General features: G+C 70.4%; 17 protein-coding genes. 3 read left to right on the top strand and 14 right to left on the bottom strand.

Annotated features, from left to right (window positions below; genetic code table 11):
- Positions 1–70: 70 nt before the first annotated feature.
- Positions 71–940: a slipin family protein gene (locus ACFYZ4_RS05135; RefSeq protein WP_390783096.1), complete on the bottom strand. Its 870-nt coding sequence runs from the start codon at positions 938–940 to the stop codon at positions 71–73.
- Between the two features lie 160 nt (positions 941–1100).
- Positions 1101–1736 (bottom strand): CBS domain-containing protein, encoded by a 636-nt coding sequence (locus ACFYZ4_RS05130; protein WP_351586383.1) that lies wholly within the window; start codon positions 1734–1736, stop codon positions 1101–1103.
- A gap of 313 nt (positions 1737–2049) precedes the next feature.
- Here ACFYZ4_RS05130 and ACFYZ4_RS05125 point away from each other — a divergent pair, with 313 nt between their 5' ends.
- Together ACFYZ4_RS05125 and ACFYZ4_RS05120 are read left to right on the top strand one after the other, a co-directional pair.
- Positions 2050–2622, top strand: a complete 573-nt coding sequence (locus ACFYZ4_RS05125; protein WP_390783095.1) for a universal stress protein — start codon at positions 2050–2052, stop codon at positions 2620–2622.
- Positions 2623–2920: 298 nt separating this feature from the next.
- Complete coding sequence (locus tag ACFYZ4_RS05120) at positions 2921–4636, top strand: GAF domain-containing protein (RefSeq protein WP_351288413.1); 1716 nt, start codon at positions 2921–2923, stop codon at positions 4634–4636.
- 9 nt (positions 4637–4645) lie between these two features.
- On the opposite strand, the gene ACFYZ4_RS05115 is transcribed toward ACFYZ4_RS05120, so the two are convergent.
- From ACFYZ4_RS05115 to ACFYZ4_RS05095, 5 genes are all read right to left on the bottom strand, one after another.
- Positions 4646–5335, bottom strand: coding sequence for a response regulator transcription factor (locus tag ACFYZ4_RS05115; RefSeq protein WP_351288415.1), 690 nt, complete (start codon positions 5333–5335; stop codon positions 4646–4648).
- A 43-nt stretch (positions 5336–5378) separates the two neighbouring features.
- Complete coding sequence (locus ACFYZ4_RS05110; protein ID WP_351288417.1) at positions 5379–5864, bottom strand: cyclic nucleotide-binding domain-containing protein; 486 nt, start codon at positions 5862–5864, stop codon at positions 5379–5381.
- Positions 5865–5980: 116 nt separating this feature from the next.
- Positions 5981–8344, bottom strand: a complete 2364-nt coding sequence (locus tag ACFYZ4_RS05105; RefSeq protein WP_390783094.1) for a phosphoketolase — start codon at positions 8342–8344, stop codon at positions 5981–5983.
- A 306-nt stretch (positions 8345–8650) separates the two neighbouring features.
- Positions 8651–9061, bottom strand: coding sequence for a hypothetical protein (locus ACFYZ4_RS05100; RefSeq protein WP_351586375.1), 411 nt, complete (start codon positions 9059–9061; stop codon positions 8651–8653).
- The gene (locus ACFYZ4_RS05095; RefSeq protein ID WP_351288423.1) at positions 9058–9654 is read right to left on the bottom strand and encodes a hypothetical protein; all 597 of its coding nucleotides are present in this window, start codon (positions 9652–9654) and stop codon (positions 9058–9060) included. Before ACFYZ4_RS05095 ends, ACFYZ4_RS05100 begins: the two co-directional genes overlap by 4 nt.
- A 365-nt stretch (positions 9655–10019) precedes the next feature.
- On the opposite strand from ACFYZ4_RS05095, the gene ACFYZ4_RS05090 reads away from it, so the two are divergent.
- Complete coding sequence (locus ACFYZ4_RS05090; RefSeq protein ID WP_351288425.1) at positions 10020–10328, top strand: hypothetical protein; 309 nt, start codon at positions 10020–10022, stop codon at positions 10326–10328.
- A 3-nt stretch (positions 10329–10331) separates the two neighbouring features.
- On the opposite strand, the gene ACFYZ4_RS05085 is transcribed toward ACFYZ4_RS05090, so the two are convergent.
- The 7 genes from ACFYZ4_RS05085 to ACFYZ4_RS05055 form a co-directional block, all read right to left on the bottom strand.
- Positions 10332–11048 carry a GAF and ANTAR domain-containing protein gene (locus ACFYZ4_RS05085; RefSeq protein ID WP_351288427.1) on the bottom strand — a complete coding sequence of 239 codons (717 nt, stop codon included), beginning with the start codon at positions 11046–11048 and terminating at the stop codon, positions 10332–10334.
- Between the two features lie 18 nt (positions 11049–11066).
- Positions 11067–11765: a GAF and ANTAR domain-containing protein gene (locus tag ACFYZ4_RS05080; RefSeq protein ID WP_390783093.1), complete on the bottom strand. Its 699-nt coding sequence runs from the start codon at positions 11763–11765 to the stop codon at positions 11067–11069.
- 32 nt (positions 11766–11797) lie between these two features.
- Positions 11798–12397: a hypothetical protein gene (locus ACFYZ4_RS05075; protein WP_390783092.1), complete on the bottom strand. Its 600-nt coding sequence runs from the start codon at positions 12395–12397 to the stop codon at positions 11798–11800.
- Positions 12398–12462: 65 nt separating this feature from the next.
- The gene (locus tag ACFYZ4_RS05070; RefSeq protein ID WP_351586367.1) at positions 12463–12819 is read right to left on the bottom strand and encodes an STAS domain-containing protein; all 357 of its coding nucleotides are present in this window, start codon (positions 12817–12819) and stop codon (positions 12463–12465) included.
- A gap of 1075 nt (positions 12820–13894) precedes the next feature.
- Positions 13895–14062 carry a hypothetical protein gene (locus ACFYZ4_RS05065; protein WP_390783252.1) on the bottom strand — a complete coding sequence of 56 codons (168 nt, stop codon included), beginning with the start codon at positions 14060–14062 and terminating at the stop codon, positions 13895–13897.
- 429 nt (positions 14063–14491) lie between these two features.
- The gene (locus tag ACFYZ4_RS05060) at positions 14492–15313 is read right to left on the bottom strand and encodes a glycosyltransferase family 2 protein (protein ID WP_390783245.1); all 822 of its coding nucleotides are present in this window, start codon (positions 15311–15313) and stop codon (positions 14492–14494) included.
- 82 nt (positions 15314–15395) lie between these two features.
- The gene (locus tag ACFYZ4_RS05055) at positions 15396–16154 is read right to left on the bottom strand and encodes a thioesterase II family protein (protein ID WP_390783091.1); all 759 of its coding nucleotides are present in this window, start codon (positions 16152–16154) and stop codon (positions 15396–15398) included.
- Positions 16155–16166: the final 12 nt, after the last annotated feature.

The raw sequence follows: 16166 nt of genomic DNA, 5'->3' as shown, positions 1-16166 counted from the left end.
TGAGCGCGCCGCACCGCAGCCGGCACCGCCGCGCGGAGGATGCCCTCCACACGGCGGTACCAACTGTCAGTTACACAGACTTGGTTGCTCCGTTCGGCAGGGGAGGGCTGGGGATCTTCGCGGCGAGCTCCGCGATGGGCGGTGCCTGGACGGTGGCGGCCACGGCTGCCGCCGAGGTTTCGCGGGCGAGGAAGGCGCCGAGTTCGCCGATGGTGCTCATGAGCGGTGCGGGGAAGACCACGGTGGTGTTCTTGTCGACACCGATCTCCACCAGGCTCTGCAGGTTGCGCAGTTGCAGGGCGAGCGGGTGGGCCATCATCGTGTCGGAGGCGTCGCCGAGCGCGGCGGCGGCCATCGATTCGCCCTCCGCATTGATGATCTTGGCCCTCTTCTCCCGTTCGGCCTCGGCCTGGCGGGCCATCGCGCGCTTCATGCTGTCGGGCAGCTGGATGTCCTTCAGCTCGACCAGGGTGACCTCGACGCCCCATTCGGCGGTGGTGACATCGAGGATCTCCTGGATGCCCAGGTTGATGCGGTCGGTCTCCGACAGGGTTTCGTCGAGGGTGTGCTGCCCGACGACCTTGCGCAGGGTGGTCTGCGCGATCTGGTTGATGGCCGCGCCCACGTTCTCGATCGCGATGACCGACTTCACGGCGTCCACGACGCGGAAGTAGGCGACCGCGGAGACGTCGACGCTGACGTTGTCCCGGGTGATGATGCCCTGGGACTGGATGGGCATGGTGACGATCCGCAAGGACACCCGGTGCAGGACGTCCGCGAACGGCACGATGACCCGCAGGCCCGGCGCGCGGGTCCCGGTGAGCCGGCCGAAGCGGAACAGCACGCCCTGCTCGTACTGCTTGACGATCTTCAGGGCCATCGGCAGCCCTATCAGGGCAACCACGGCCATGGCGATCAGCGCGAAGACCAGGACTTCCATGAAGATGCTCCTCACGAAGTGCGGTGGCGGAGCAAGGGGATGACCCGGGTCCGTCTGCAGGGCTCGGCACCGGTGTGACCAGGGGCCGCGAGCCTGCCTCGCTTCCATGGTCGCGCGGTGCGGGTGGGGCGGGCAGGGGCCGAACGGTCCACATCCTGCATCAGCGGGGAACGTCTTCGGTGCTGCGGTCCGGTGGAGCGGTCCGGGTGAGGGTGCGGGTGTCGTTGGAGTGGGCCGTGAGCCGGTCGATGACCGCGACCACGCCGTCCAACTGCCCGGCGAGCCGGAGCGCGACGGGAATCTGGCTGCTCTTGGACAGTCGGCCGTCCAAGGTGACGACCCCGTCGACGACACGCACGCTCACGGCATCGGCACCGATGCCCATCGTGTCCGCCAGCACATCCTCGACCAACACGCGGCGTATCTCGTGGTCAGGGCGGAGGAACACGCGGAGCAGGTCCCGTCGGGTCACGATGCCCACCAGACGGTCCTCCTCGTCGACGACAGGCAGCCGCGTTACGCCGCGTCGGGTGATGAGGCGGGCGGCCTCGGTGACGGTCTGTTCGGCGTGGACCGTGACGGCCGGCGCGGTCATCAAGTCTTGAGCGGTGAGGCGGTCTTGGACGAGCAGATCGGTCCGCGAAATGACCCCGAGGACGCGCTCGTCCGCGTCCAGGACCGGCACGCCGCTGATGTCGTGTTCGACGAGCAGCGCGGCCACATCCGCGCACGGAGTCCTCCCGACGACCGAGACGACCTCGTCGGTCATCAGGAAGCCGACCTTGGCGTGCTTCATCTGCGGCCCTCCTGTCGGCTTCGGCCAGTGAGCGCATCGTGCGGAGCGCCCTCACCAGCCACCATCCGCCACGTCCGCCTGCGGTGCGAGGGCCGAACGGGCCCTGTGCCAGGACTGACCGGTCCCCGGCGGCGTGCGGTCGATGAGGCGGTGCGTAGAGGGCAAGGGACCTTCGGTCCCTGGACTGACCCCTGCGGCCCATTCCTCGCATGCGGTCTCGGAGCGTTTCCCGACTCTCCACGTCACCACGGAGTACAGCCGCCGGAACCCCGTCTCCGGTCTGCACCGAGTGGGAGCGAGGTACGGCACCACTGTGGTCGGTCACCGCGGGCTGGGTGGCTTCGAGTCGCTGCGGCTGGGTTCGGTCGGTCTGAGGATCGCGGCAGCCGCCATTACCCCCGTCATCGTGGTGCGCGGCGGCGAGAACCTTGCCGAGAGCGGCGTGGTGCTTGCCGCGGTTCGGGACGAGTACGACCTCGACTGCGCGCGCCCCGCCGCTCGCGAAGCAGAGCTGCGCGAAGCAACGCTGCGCCTGCTGATCGTGTGGAACGTACTCCAGTCCGCCGGAACGGTGGTCACCATGCTCGACGACGTCGAGGAGTTCGCCGGCCGCCATGTCCGCAGCCTCGAGTCGGTCGCCGACCGCGTACGCGAGGAGTTCCCCGCGTTGACGGTGCACACCGACGCGGAAAAGAGCGTGTCGGTGGCTTCGGTATTGGTCGAGGCATCACGCCATGCGGAACTGCTCGTCATGGGAGGACGGCGATCGCCCGGGTACTTCGGGCCCACCCTGGGACGTACGACGCACAGTCTTCTGCACCACTCGCACTGCCCCGTGGAGCTCATTCCGCGACACGGTGAGGAGCAGCGGAGTGTCGCGTCATGACGGACACCGCGGAAGGGCGGGACATCGCGGTGGGGATCGATCCCGCCAGGGGGTGGCTCATGCCCCTGGCCTGGGCCGCCGACGAAGCCGCGGTCTCGGCACGTGGGTGCCACCCCGAGACGGAATTGGCAACCGTCCTGCGCGGCGGCTACCCGGCACCGGTGCTCTGCGGGACGTCCAGACATGCCTGCATGGTCGTCCTCGGTTCCCGGCACCTGAACCGGCCCTCCGGCGGGCGGAGGACTACGCTGAAGTCCGGGCGGGTGCGCAGAGCCCCTCGCCGCCGCCGGAGGTGTCCATGGTCGGGGACGATCGAGATGCGTCGGCGGGCCGGATTCCGCAGCCGAGGCTGGACGCGCTCCAGGCGGAGATCAGTGACGCGCGGGGTACCCGTGACCGGCTGACGGGCCTGCTGGAGGCGGTCATGTCGCTGGGGCAGGAGCTGGACCTGGCCCAGGTTCTGCGCGGGATCGTGGAGGCCGCGGTCGTCCTCGTGGACGCGGAGTACGGCGCGCTAGGCGTGGTCGGGGACGACGAAAAACTCGCCGAGTTTCTCCCGGTGGGTATCAGTGACCAGCTCCGGGCGCGGATCGGACCCCTCCCTACCGGCCACGGACTGCTGGGCGAGCTGATCAGGCACCCGCGGCCACTGCGCCTGGGAGACCTCTCGGAGCACCCGGCCTCTGCCGGCTTTCCCGAGCATCACCCGCCGATGCGCTCCTTCCTCGGCGTACCGATCCGGGTCCGGGACGAGGTGTTCGGCAATCTCTACCTGACGGAGAAGCGGGGCGGGAAGGGCTTCGACGCGGAAGACGAGGGGGTCTTGTCCACCCTCGCCGTTGCCGCGGGCGTCGCCGTGGACAACGCCCGTCTGTACGAGGGGGTCCGGCTCCGGGAGCGCTGGCTGGCGGCCAGTTCCGATTTCACGAGCGCGCTGCTGTCGGGCTCATCCGAGATCGAGGTGCTGGAGGGCATGCTGGAGCGGGCACGGGACATCATCTCGGCCGAGATGTGCGTCTTCTACCAGGTGGGGCCCAGCGGCGAGCTGCGCGGCTCGCTCGCCTTGGGCGAGGGAGCCGAAGCGCACCGCGGGATCGTGCTGCCCGGCAGCGAGGGGATCCTGGCCGCGGTCGTCCTGGCGCGGGACGGACTGGTCACCTTGGCCGATGTGGCCACCGACGCCCGGGTCGCGGCGCAGCCGGACGTCTGGACAGGCTTCGGGCCGGCCGTAGCCGTCACGGTGGGTACCAAGGCGAAGCTGCGGGGGGTGTTGATGCTTGCGCGGCGTACCGGGCGGCAGACGTTCGCCGCGGCCGAGGTCGCGCCCCTGCCCGGCTTCGCGGGGCAGGCGGCCCTGGCGCTGGAGCTGGCCGACCGGCGCCGGGACGGCGAGCAGGTGAGCCTGCTCGCAGACCGTGACCGGATCGCCCGCGATCTGCACGACCTGGCGATCCAGCGGCTCTTCGCGACGGGGATGACCCTGCAGAGCGCCCAGCGCTTCGTGGAGCATCCGGAGGCCTCCGAGCGGCTGGACCGTGCGATCGACGACCTGGACGAGACGATTAAGATCATCCGCACGACCATCTTCGGACTCCGCGACCACGAGGTGGCGGGCGGTACCCCGAGACTCCGGGTGCGCGCGGTGCGGGCCGTGGGTGAGGCGGCGGCGCTGCTCGGTTTCGCGCCCGCCCTGCGCATGGAGGGGCTGATCGACACCGATGTGCCGCTGCCGGTCGCCGACGATGTGGTGGCTGTGCTCGGAGAGGCCCTGACCAATATGGTCCGCCACGCGCAGGCGGCGCGGGCGGAGGTCGCGATCGTCCTGGCGGACGGCGTGCTGGTCGTTACGGTGAGTGACGATGGTGTGGGTGTCGCGGAGGGTGGCCGTCGGAGCGGTCTGCGCAACCTCGCGGAGCGCGCCGAGGCCCGCGGAGGCGGGCTGTCCGTCTCGCCGCGCCCGGACGGTGGCGGAACCCGACTGGACTGGCGGATCCCGATTCGACCTTCCCGGTGAGCTCGGCCCTCAGCGGCCGGATTCGTCGTGCTCGCGCACCTCGGCGGCGATGACGGCGGCCTGCACGCGGCGTTCGACGCCGAGCTTGGCGAGCAGCCGCGAGATGTGGTTCTTGACCGTCTTCTCGGACAGGAAGAGCCGTTTGCCGATCTGACGGTTGGTGAGGCCCTCGCCGATGAGCTCGAGCACGGCTCGCTCTCGCTCGGAGAGTACCGTCAGCCGCTTGTCTCCGGGCGGCTTCCCGGCGGTCGGGTCCCGGAGTGAACTCATCAGGCGGGCGGTGGTCGCAGGGTCGAGCATCGACTGGCCCGTTGCCACCGTCCGGACTGCGGCTACCAGGTCGGAGCCCTTGATCTGCTTCAGGACGTATCCGGCCGCTCCGGCCATGATGGCGTCGAGGAGGGCCTCCTCGTCGTCGAAGGACGTCAGCATGAGGCAGGCGAGGCCCGGCATGCGCGAGCGCAGCTCACGGCAGACGGTGATGCCGTCGCTGTCGGGCAGCCGGACATCGAGCACGGCGACGTCGGGCCGCAGGGCGGGCCCCCGGGCGAGGGCCTGGGCGGCCGTCGCCGCCTCACCCACCACCTCGATGTCCGGCTCGGAGTCCAGCAGGTCGTGCAGCCCGCGCCGGACGACCTCGTGGTCGTCGAGGAGGAACACCCGGATGGGCGTCGGGGCAGCAGCTGGTGCATCGGACATCCACGCCACACCCTCGGGTCGGATACGTCTGGGAGCAATTGTCTCAGATGCGGCTTCCGCTGCCGTGGGGTGCGTACAGGTCGAGCAGCCGGATCTGGGCGGAGACGAGCCGGTGGGCGAGCACCTGCCCCACCCACTGCCACATCGCGGAGGTGAGCGCGGGGTCGGCGTCCATCAGCTCGCGCACGGCGGCGGCATCGAACTCGTCGGTGCGCACCGGCGTCATGGTCTCGGCGCCGAAGTGCCAGGTATAGGGAGGGAACAGCCAGGACCAGCCGACGAGCTCGCCGGGGCCGACGGTCTCGACCACCGCGGCCTGCCTGCCGGGTACGTGCACGTCCATGCCCACGTTGCCCGACCGGAGGACCCAGAACCGGGCGGCGTGTCCGCCCTGGTTGAACAGGCGCGTGCCGATGGGGAAGTCCACCTCGTGAGCCAGGGCCGACAGGCTGCCGCGGTGCTCCGGGGAGAAGGCGCGGGAGTAGACATTGGGGGAGGAGGTGAGCCGGTGGAAGGAAGAGGTGCTCATGGCGGTTCTCCGTTCGGGTCCGCCTCCACCCTCCGCCCATGGAGCCCGGCCCGGGAAGGGCCGTTCGGTACCTTCCCCGACCCACACGGCCCACCCGTGCCGCCCCGGGCGGGCGATCAGTAGGGCCAGGACCAGTCGGCGACCTCCGGCAGGTCGGTTCCGTGGAGGCGGATCCAGTCGTGGTGGCGGATCCGCTGGTCGCACATGCTCTGGCGCAGGGCCGCCGCGCGGTCTGCGAGTCCGGGGACGCGGTCGATGACGTCCATCACGAGCCGATACCGGTCGAGGTCGTTGCGCACGACCATGTCGAAGGGGGTGGTGGTTGTGCCGGACTCCTTGTAGCCGCGGACGTGTAGCTGGGCGTGGCCGGTCCGGCGATAGGCGAGACGGTGGATCAGCCACGGATAGCCGTGGTAGGCGAAGACCACCGGCCGGTCGGTGGTGAAGAGGGCGTTGTACTCGGTGTCGGTCATGCCGTGCGGGTGCTCCTCGTGGGGCATCAGCCGGGCGATGTCCACGACGTTGACGATCCGGACGGCCAGCCAGGGGAGGTGCTCGCGGAGCAGGGCCGAGGCGGCCAGGACCTCCATGGTGGGTACGTCGCCGGCGCAGGCGAGCACGACGTCCGGCTCGCGGGAGCCGTGGTCGGTCCCCGCCCACTCCCAGACGCCGGCGCCGCGAGCCACGTGCGCGCGGGCCTCTCCGATGGGCAGCCAGTCGAAGCAGGGCTGCTTGCCCGCGACGATCACGTTGACCTGGTCACGGCTGCGCAGCGCGTGATCGGCCACCGCGAGGAGGGTGTTGGCGTCCGGCGGCAGGTAGACCCGTACGACGCCGGGGCTCTTGTTGAGGACGTGGTCGACGAATCCGGGGTCCTGGTGGGAGAAGCCGTTGCTGTCCTGACGCCAGACGTGCGAGGTGAGCAGGTAGTTGAGGGAGGCGACGGGGGCGCGCCAGCTCAGCTCGCGGGCGCTCTTCAACCATTTGATGTGCTGGCCGACCATGGAGTCCACGATGTGGGCGAAGGCCTCGTACGTGGAGAACAGACCGTGGCGGCCGGTGAGGAGATACCCCTCCAGCCAGCCCTGGCACACGTGCTCGGAGAGGATCTCCATGACTCGACCGTCCCGGGACAGGTTCTGGTCGGTGAGTTGCGTCATGCCCTGCCAGGCCTTGCCCGTCACGTCGTACAGGTCGTCGAGATGGTTGCTCGCCGTCTCGTCCGGCCCCACGACCCGGAAGTCCCGCCGTCCGGCGGTGTCCCTCATGACCTGGGCGAGGTAGCGGCCCAGGACGCGGGTCGGCTCGTGCAGGGTGCTTCCGGGCTTCTCCACGGGGACGGCCGACGTGGCGAGCCCGGGCAGGGGTAGGGAGCGCAGCAGCCGGCCGCCGTTGGCGTACGGGCTCGCGCCCAGGCGGCGCTCTCCCTCCGGTACGCAGGCCAGTACGGCGGACACCGGACGGCCGTCAGGGCCGAAGAGCTCCTCCGGCCGGTACGACCGCATCCAGTTCTCCAGCTGCCCCAGATGCTCAGGGTTCTCGCGGACACCTGCGAGCGGCACCTGGTGCGCGCGCCAGGTGCCCTCGACGGGTTGGCCGTCGACGGTCGCGGGACCCGTCCAGCCCTTGGGGGTCCTTAAGACGATCATCGGCCAGCGTGCGCGCTCAGCGCCCGGATCCGTGCCTGCCGCCCGCGCTTCCCGCTGGATGGCGTGGATGCGGTCGAGGGCCTGGTCCATGGCTCCGGCCATGGCCGGGTGGACGAGGGTGGGGTCAACGCCGGAGACGTAGAGGGGCTCGTGTCCGTAACCGCGCAGCAGCGCGTCGAGCTCCGCCTCGGGGATCCGCGACAGCACGGTCGGATTGGCGATCTTGTATCCATTGAGGTGCAGGATCGGCAGGACGGCGCCGTCGTGGACCGGATCCAGGAACTTGTTCGAGTGCCAGGAAGCGGCCAGCGGCCCCGTCTCCGCCTCACCATCGCCGATGACGCAGGCGACGAGCAGGCTGGGATGGTCGAAGGCGGCCCCGTACGCGTGGGCCAGCGAGTAGCCGAGCTCGCCGCCCTCGTGGACGGAGCCCGGCGTTTCCGGCGCGACGTGACTCGGCACGCCGCCGGGGAAGGAGAACTGGCGGAACAGCCTGCGCATCCCGTCCTCGTCACGGCCGATGTCCGGATAGATCTCGCTGTACGTGCCCTCCAGCCAGGAGTTGGCGAGTACCGCCGCCCCGCCGTGGCCGGGTCCCCACACGCACAGGGCCTCCAGGGAACGCTCCTTGATCACCCGGTTCAGGTGGGTGTGGACGAAGTTCAGGCCGGGTACGGTGCCCCAGTGGCCGAGCAGCCGGGGTTTGATGTGCTCCGGGCGCAGCGGTTCTGCGAGCAGCGGGTTGTCCAGGAGGTAGATCTGGCCGACGGCCAGATAGTTCGCGGCACGCCAGTGCGCGTCCAGCTCCGCGATCCGGTACGGGGTCGTCATCAGTGCTCCTTCGAACCGCAGGCTGCGGCATGCGTCGGCTGAGTCGATGTCCGAACACCGTGCGCTCACGGGGCCAGAGGCGGGAAGGGTAGGACCGGCCCCTGCTTGGGGGCCGGTCGGCCCCTTCTGCCGCCGCCGGGGTGTGGAGTGTGGAGTTGGGAACCGGCAGACCGCAGCACCCTGGGCGGTGGAGTCCGGGAGCGCACGCTTCGTTCGTGCGGTGACGGCGAGAGGCCGGCGGGGCGGCTCATCGGGGAGGATGGGCCGTTCCCGCCGGCTGTCAGGGGCCGGCCGGAGCGGGGACGCTCACATGCGCAGCAGCCGCAAGGTGATCTCCCGGTACTGGCGCAGGGCGAGCCGTAGGTCTTCCGTCTCGGCTTCGGTGCCGCGGGCCTGGTGGGTCGAGCCGATGGCGCGCCGGCGTTCCACGAGTGCGGCCGTGACGCGGGTGGTGGCTTCGGCGAAAGTGGTGTCGGCTTCCTCGACCGCTTCGCGCGGGCTGTGGACGAAGGTGCCGAGGGCGTGCTGGAGGTGCAGGATCAGCCTGTCCCGGTCGCTCTGCGCGAGCAGTGACACCGGGACCGGGGTGTCCGTGCGGGCCTCGGGCGGTCCTTCGAGGGGTGGGGCGTGAGGAGCCGGGCCCCCGCGAGGGTCGAGCCGCCCGGGGAGCGGGGTCCGGGCCGGGGATTGCCGTGCGCGTTCCTGGTCGTACGTCATCGCGTGCCACTTCCCTCGGCGTGGTGACGCTGCGGACGGTGCCGGCCGGAGTCGGCCGGCTGCTGTGCGACCAGGGCGTCGAAGAGGTTCCGGGCCCCGGTCATGGCCCTGCGGTTCTGCTCCGTGCTGCCTCGGCCGTGGACGGCCCCGTGCAGGCCGCGATAGCCGTCGACGTGCTTCGCGTGGTGGACGGAGAGCGCGGCGAGCCGCTCTTCGAACGGCCCGCCGACCGGAAAGCCCCGGTCCGACGCCAGCCGTGCCAACAGCGCGTCGGCCTCGGCGACCGCCTCCTGCGGGGAGTCGACGAACCGCTTCTGGATCCCGTCCCATTGGGCCGCGTACTGCTCCCGGGAAGCCGATGAAAGCGGCCGTTCCCTGACGGAACCGTGCTGCTTCAGGCGCGCGCCGAGTTCTCGGTCCGCGGCCTTGGTGTCACCTTCGTGGCGGGTCACGAGGCGTTCGTACTCGGGGCCGAAGCGCCGTTTCAGACCACGCCCGATCAGGCGGTGGCCGAGCGTGGCCAAGAGGATGGCCGTCACGGCGACGAGCGTCGCGGCGACGAGGGCCGCGATGATGATCACGGCCCTGGACACGGCGGTCCCCCGATGTTCCCGGCTCGTAAGTCGTTCTGCTGCATACCGTCGGCTCTCCTCGGTTGATGGCGGGTCGGTGCCGGCAGGAGGAGGAGAATCCGGAGGGGCATGGCCGGGACCTGCACAGCGGTCACAGGGGTGGTACCTGCGTTCCGCGGGGTCCGGGCGAAGCGGAGGGTGGAGGGCTTGGCTCCGGAGCTTTCCCGGGTGGTACGGCCCAACACCGTCTGCGTCAGTCAACGCCGGGCGGTGTCGCCTGTCAATGGGCCCGACGACTGTCGCCGGGCCCCTCGCAGGACTACGCTGCCGGATGAAGCCCTGGTCCCCGGCAGCGATGATCTGTTCCGCTGTGGAAGGGACCGCTCGTGTCCGTCGCGCTTCTCGTGCTCCTGGTAGCCCTGATCCTCTTCGGCTACTCCAACCACCTGCTGTGGGTGGTCGCCGCAGTACTGCTCTTCGCCCTCGTGCACCGCGGACGGCGGGGCGGCTCGGGCCGTCAGGGCGACCACCGCGGCCACGACGACCACCGCGGCTACGACGATTACCGCGGCTACGACGATTACCGGGACCACCGTGACCAGCAGCACCGCTGGGACCGCCGCTACGCCCGACAGCACCGTGGCCGCCGGAGCCGTGAGGACCGCCGCGACCACGACCGCGAAGAACCGCGCTGAAGGTCAGTTGACCAGGCCGGTGAGGGGTTCGGTTCCGTCGATGAAGGCGCCGGCCAGCTCGGACAGGCGCCGGTTGTGCTCGCGGGCGTAGCTGCGAAGTGCCGTGAAGGCCTCCTCCATGCCGATGCCCTGGCGTTCGGCGAGCTTGCCCTTGGCCTGCTCGATCAGCACACGGCTGTTCAACGCGGTCTGCAATTGCTCGTTGAGCACAGTGCTCTGCTGGGAGGAGCGCTGCTGCAGGAGGCTGATGGTGGCGACGTCGGCCAGGGCCTGGGCGACGGGCGTGGCGGCCGGATCGAAGGGTCCGGGGAGGGCGCGGAACAGGTTCAGCGCTCCGACGACCTCGTCCCGCAGGCGCATCGGCAGGGCCTGGACCGCGGAATATCCGCTGTGGCGGGCCTGCGCGGCGAAGCGTGGCCAGCGGGCGGCTTCCGTGCTCAGGTCAGGGATGGTGACGGGTGCGCCGGTGTGGAAGCACTCCAGGCACGGGCCTTCGTCGTTCTGGAGCTGGAACAGTTCGAGCAGGCGGACTTGCTCGTCGGAGGCGGCCATCACGCGGAGTTCACCGTTGCGGTCCGCGAGGAGTACGCCGGCCGCGTTCACATCGAGCATGCCGACACATCTGTCGGTCAGCATGCGGAGGAAGTCGATCAGGTCGAAGTCCGCGACCAAGTTGTCCGCAAGTTCGACGAATGCCTTGGCGAGGAGCTGCTCATTCATCGTGTACACCTTCTGTTGTCAGGCATCGTCGGCGGCGCTCCGTTCCTCGTCCGCGTCCCGGTCCGGCGAGAACCGCAGCCTGCGGGCCACCACGTCGGCTGCCACCTCGGCGAGCCGGCGTCCGTGGGCATAGGCATAGGCGCGCAGACGGACGAACGCCTCCTCGATGCCCACACCGAGCTGGACGGTGAGCATGCCGGTGGCCTGGTCGACCTCGGCCCGGTAGCCGCCCAGCTCCTCGCTGCCCACCCCGTCGATCCGGGCACCGAGGAGCACGAGCGTGGCGGTGTCGGCGAACACCATGGCGTCGGCCAGTTCCGCGGAGTCCAGCTCGACCGGCACACCGGAGTAGAGGTCCAGCACTCCGGGGCTGATCCCACCGATCCGCAAGGGGAACGCGAACACCGCCACCGCACCGGCGGAGACGGCTTCCAGGGCGAACACGGGCCATCGGAGCCGTTCCCCGTCGGCCCGCAGATCGGGCGCCAGGACGGCCGACCCAAGGGCGAAGGCATCCACACCGGGGCCCTCGCCCAGCGTGAGCTGGAGTTCTTCGACCCGCTCGCTGACCAGGTCGGTGGCGTACAGCGGATGGCCGGCCGAGCCCTTGGACATGGCCGACACCCCTGCCCCGTCGATCGGAAGCGCGGCCACCGCGGCCGTGCACACGTCCACCACCCCGATCCGTTCGCCGCGCCGGGCCGCCTGCTCGGCCACCAGTACCCGGATCCTGGCCGACCGGCCACCCGTCACCGCTCCGGCCGCCGGGTGCCCGGGGGGAGCCCCTGGCCGGACGCGGCTGCCGGCGCCCTCCCGAGGGGCAGTACCAGCGCCCGGTGCAGCGCTGCGCCGGGCGGCCTGTGGACCTCGCCGACCTCGCGCCATCCCCAGGACCGGAAGGCCGCCAGGCTCCTGACTGAGGACTCGAGCACCAGGGTGGCGCCGAGCGACGCGCGATGGTCATCCAGCAGCCGTTCCTGCAGCCGTCGGCCGAGGATGAGGGCCTGTTCGTGCGGGGCGACCACGACGTCGGTGACGGCGAAGACGTGGCCGGAGGCGGTGAGTTGCTCGATGTCCCGGGGAAGGGGCCCGAGGAACCCCTTCCACCAGGAGCCGTCGCGCCGCAGGGGGAAGCCGAAGACGCATCCGAGCAAGGTGGCCCGCTCGGCGACCAGCATGGCGAATCCGGGCTGCCGGACATCGCCCGTGAGGCGGTGCAGGAAGGCTTCCCGGCTGCTGTGGGCCGTACCCGCCAACGGGTGGGAGGACTCCACGTACAGGTCCGCCACGTCCTCCTTCAGTCCCTCGGCCTGCCATCGGTTCAGCCGCCGCAGGCGGATCGAGGTCATGTCGGCGGGTCCGTACGGAGCCCCGCGGCGGCCCCTCTGAGAACGCCCCAGCGGCGACGTGTCCGTCACAGCACACCGCCCAGGGCGGCGGGGAGGGCGGGAGCGGGACGGTCGCCGAGCAGGAAACCGGAACGGGTGATGTCGATGATCCGGACCAGTGCGGGCGGCGGGTGGTGCAGCCTCAGGGTTCCTCCGGCCGCCGTGATGCGCCACCACGCTGAGAGGAGGACGCCCAGGCCACTGCAGTCGCAGAAGGTGACGGCGGACAGGTCGATGTCGATCGTACGGACGCCGTCGTGCAGGCATCGCGCCAGTGGCGCGCGCAGCGAATGGACGGTGGAGATGTCGAGCTCACCGGCCGGAGCGATCAGAACCCGGCTGTTCTCGTCGTACCTGGGGGCGTTCGGATCGGGGACACGCATGATGGGGCGCCTCGGTTCGGGACCAGCCGGGCAGTACCGGTCGGCGCCGGACTCCCCGGCTCCTCCGGTCACTTCCCGGTGCGGATGTGCGCGCGCGGCGGGCAGGGCCGGTCCGGCAGCCTGCGTTCCAGGATGGGGACCAACCACGCCCTCGGATGCGTCGGGGCCGGCTGATCGTGAGTCCGGGCCGCGACGCGGAGATCTGTTGCAGGCAACGCGCCGTCAGGGTCTGGAACGGGGACGTTCTGTTCGCAGCATAGCCCGTTACCGGTGCCGCCGGAGGGGTGCAAGCAGGCCTCTTCTGGCTGGTAGCCGACCGGCGCGGGGGCTTACCGGCGTGCGCCCCCGCTGCGAGCCGCAGGCGCAGAAACGATCCGAATCCGGGTTCGAGGGCGTCGAGGACGTGGACGCGGGGATGCAGCTGGGCTGCGCCCATCCGGCGCAGCATCGACCTGGTCCGCTACAGCTACTTCGGCAGCGAGCTGCCGGCCCTTGAGTCGGTAGCCGCCGCCACCGTCCCCCCGCCCGTGCCGACCCCGAGGAGTAGATGCCTCCGCCGGCGGCGAAGACCTTGAAGTCCTTGACACCGCTGGGCAGGTTGAACGTGTACCAGCCCGGCACGTCGAAGACCTTGCCGGATTCCGCCTGCGCCGGCGCGGCGCTGAGCCCGCTGGTCAGCAGGACCGCCGTAACGGCCGCCCCGCGACCTTCCACTGCGACTTCGCCATGATGCCCATTCCGTGTGTGCCGCGTAGGGCCCTAATGATCACCAAGGCCTCGCTACGAACGGCCGGAACTCGGGCGGCATGCGCCGAGAGCACGGTATGAGCCTGGCCCTGCCTACGGCCGGGTCGGGACTCCTCGTCGAGGCGTAGCCGTCCGGGGCCTTGCGCCCCGCGCTGGGGTGGCGTCAGCTCAGGAGCTCTCGGGTGCTTGATGTACAGAGCGTGACGGAAACCGCGTTGGAGATGCACTCGGCGGAGACGCCGTTGTGGTGTCGGGAGGGATGACGCGCGGCCCACTTCGGATCCCGTGCTGGTCCGGTGCTGGTTCAGACGTCTTACGTGGGGGAAAGTCACAGGTGGTAGCTCTGATCGGATGAGTTGTCGTACCACTCGATGGTGGTCCCGACGAGACTTGCGGCGACGATTCTCTTGATGGATCCGGCGGTCGGGGGAGCGGTCTCGGGGGAGGCCATGAACACCACTTCCAGGCGGTCGACGAGGAGTTTCCGTGTCGCCACAACGTAGAAGTCCCCAGGTCAACGGCATATGTGGCTGTCCATCATATTCAGGCACCCTCCTATGTGCCCGGCCACCACCCACCCCGTGCTGGTTCGGTGCCGACTAGGCTGCGTTGAGCCACGCGCATGTGGCCAAGGAGCTTGGAGGGTCCTGCGGTCGGCGGACTGCGGAGGGAGCAACGTGGCGGCCGGCCCGCCGGGTATGGGGCTCCTGGCGGCCGACGGCCGGCGGCTGGTCAGGAGGGTGACGGAGAAGCCCGCCAGGAGCGCAGACCGAGTGGAGGCCCGGCCGTGCGCCGGCTGCATCAGGACGCTGGTTGCCCTGCCGTCGGCCGGGTCCGGATGGCCCCGTCCGGCCGCATCGGCTGGTCGCTGGCGCTTGGGCCATCGACCGCGAGGTGAACATGCCCGTCCCAAGCAGGCGCGCCGTCACTGGTGCGGTTGGAGGGGAGCGCCGCTCCGGGCCCGCAGCCCCGGGGCGGGATCGGTGGCGAGGCCGGCAGACGGCCAGTCGACTTGGGGCTCCTGGCTGTGTCGCGGGGTCACCAAGGCGCGGAGACTGCGGCCGAAGTTCCAGGCGTGGATACGCGCCTTCGCCTCCAAAGCCTGGTAGGTGGCTCCTTGGGCGGTCATCTGACCTGAATGTTTACGGTACCGGTAGACCGGTCGGGGCAGGAGGATGCCGGGAGCGAGGCCGGTGATGCCGAGGGCCGAGACGTAGTCCTCGCCCTGGACGAGCCCGCCCATGGGGGCGGCGCGGACGAGGTCGGTGCGGGCCAGGATCGTGGTGGGGCCGATCGGGATGGTGTGCGACGGGCTCTTCCAGTACGTCCACACGTCCCCGGCCTCGTGTCGGCCAGGTGGGGTGGGGCACTTCCACAGGGTGGTCGAACCGTCCGGGTGGAGGTCTTCGCTGTATCCGGCGACCCAGCCGACCCCGGTGTCCCTGAGCTCCGTCAGCCGTGTACTGAGACTGTCCTCGGTGAGTTCGTCGTCATCGTCGGCCCAGTTCATCAACGGGGTGCGCACCTCGTTGAGCGCGAGATTGCGGGCGCAGGCGGCGCCGACGGGGCGGGGCAGGGCGAGTATCCGCACGCGGGGGTCTTCGGCCAGTGCCGCGGGCAGGCGGGCGGGGTCGGCGCCGTCGATCGCGATCACGGCCTCCCACGGTACGTTCTGCCGGTGCAGGCTGGCATGCATGGCGTCGAGGTAGCCGAGCCGGTCCTCGCGCAGCTGGGTGGCGATGACGATCGTGATCTCGGGACGGGCATGCGGGGACAGCGGATTCTCCAGGGGAAGGGTGGGCCTGGGCTGACGACGAGGCGGCTCGGCCTCAGAGGTTGTCGGCCGTCGGCATGGCGCTCCCGAGCGGTCCGGAGGAGGTCTGAGGCGCGGTGGCACACACGTCGACGAGCCACGACGTGAACTCGGGTGAGCGCAGCACACCCGAATGACTGCCCGGGAACACCCGCTGAACACAGTCGGCGGAGGTGACACCGGCCCATCGGCCGATTCCGTCGGCGGACGCCAGCGGATCCGCCTCTCCACGTGCGGCGAAGACAGGACAGTGCACCTCGGTGTATTCCGAGGCCGAGGCCGTTGCCGTGAAGTCCTTGAGCAGCCGGAGATCCTGCATGGCGGTTTCGAGAACGATGTCTCTCCATTCGTCGGATACCTCGCCGGGTACGAGACCGGGGTCGATCTCGTCGAAGTAGGCGGCGGTGCCCGACGGGCTTCGGGTGGCGGACTCGGGAACGGTGAGCAGCCCTGGTGCGGTGGCACCGACGACCACCAGGGCGCAGACCCCTGTCCCCAGCTCCTCCAGCCTCGTGGCCGTGGCCCGGGCCACGTAGGCGCCGAAGCTGTGTCCCACGAGGATGGGCCGGACCGACTGCCGGCGCGTCACCTGGGCGACGCACGACTGCACGATGTCCTCGAACGATCCCGCGGGACGACCGAGGTCTTTGCCGAAGCGCCCCGGGTACCGGGCGAGCCATGCGGTCGGCCCCAACTCGCTGAGCAACGGCAGTAGTTCACCGCCGAAGGATCCGGCGCCCGGAAAGACGACGACGCCGGGACTCTCGGGAGGCACTGGCCCCTCCAA

Origin of the sequence: Streptomyces sp. NPDC001513, from assembly GCF_042894695.1 — a bacterium.
GTDB lineage: Bacteria > Actinomycetota > Actinomycetes > Streptomycetales > Streptomycetaceae > Streptomyces.
Note: the sequence above shows the minus strand (reverse complement) of the source record. Positions and strands in the feature narration are given on the sequence as shown.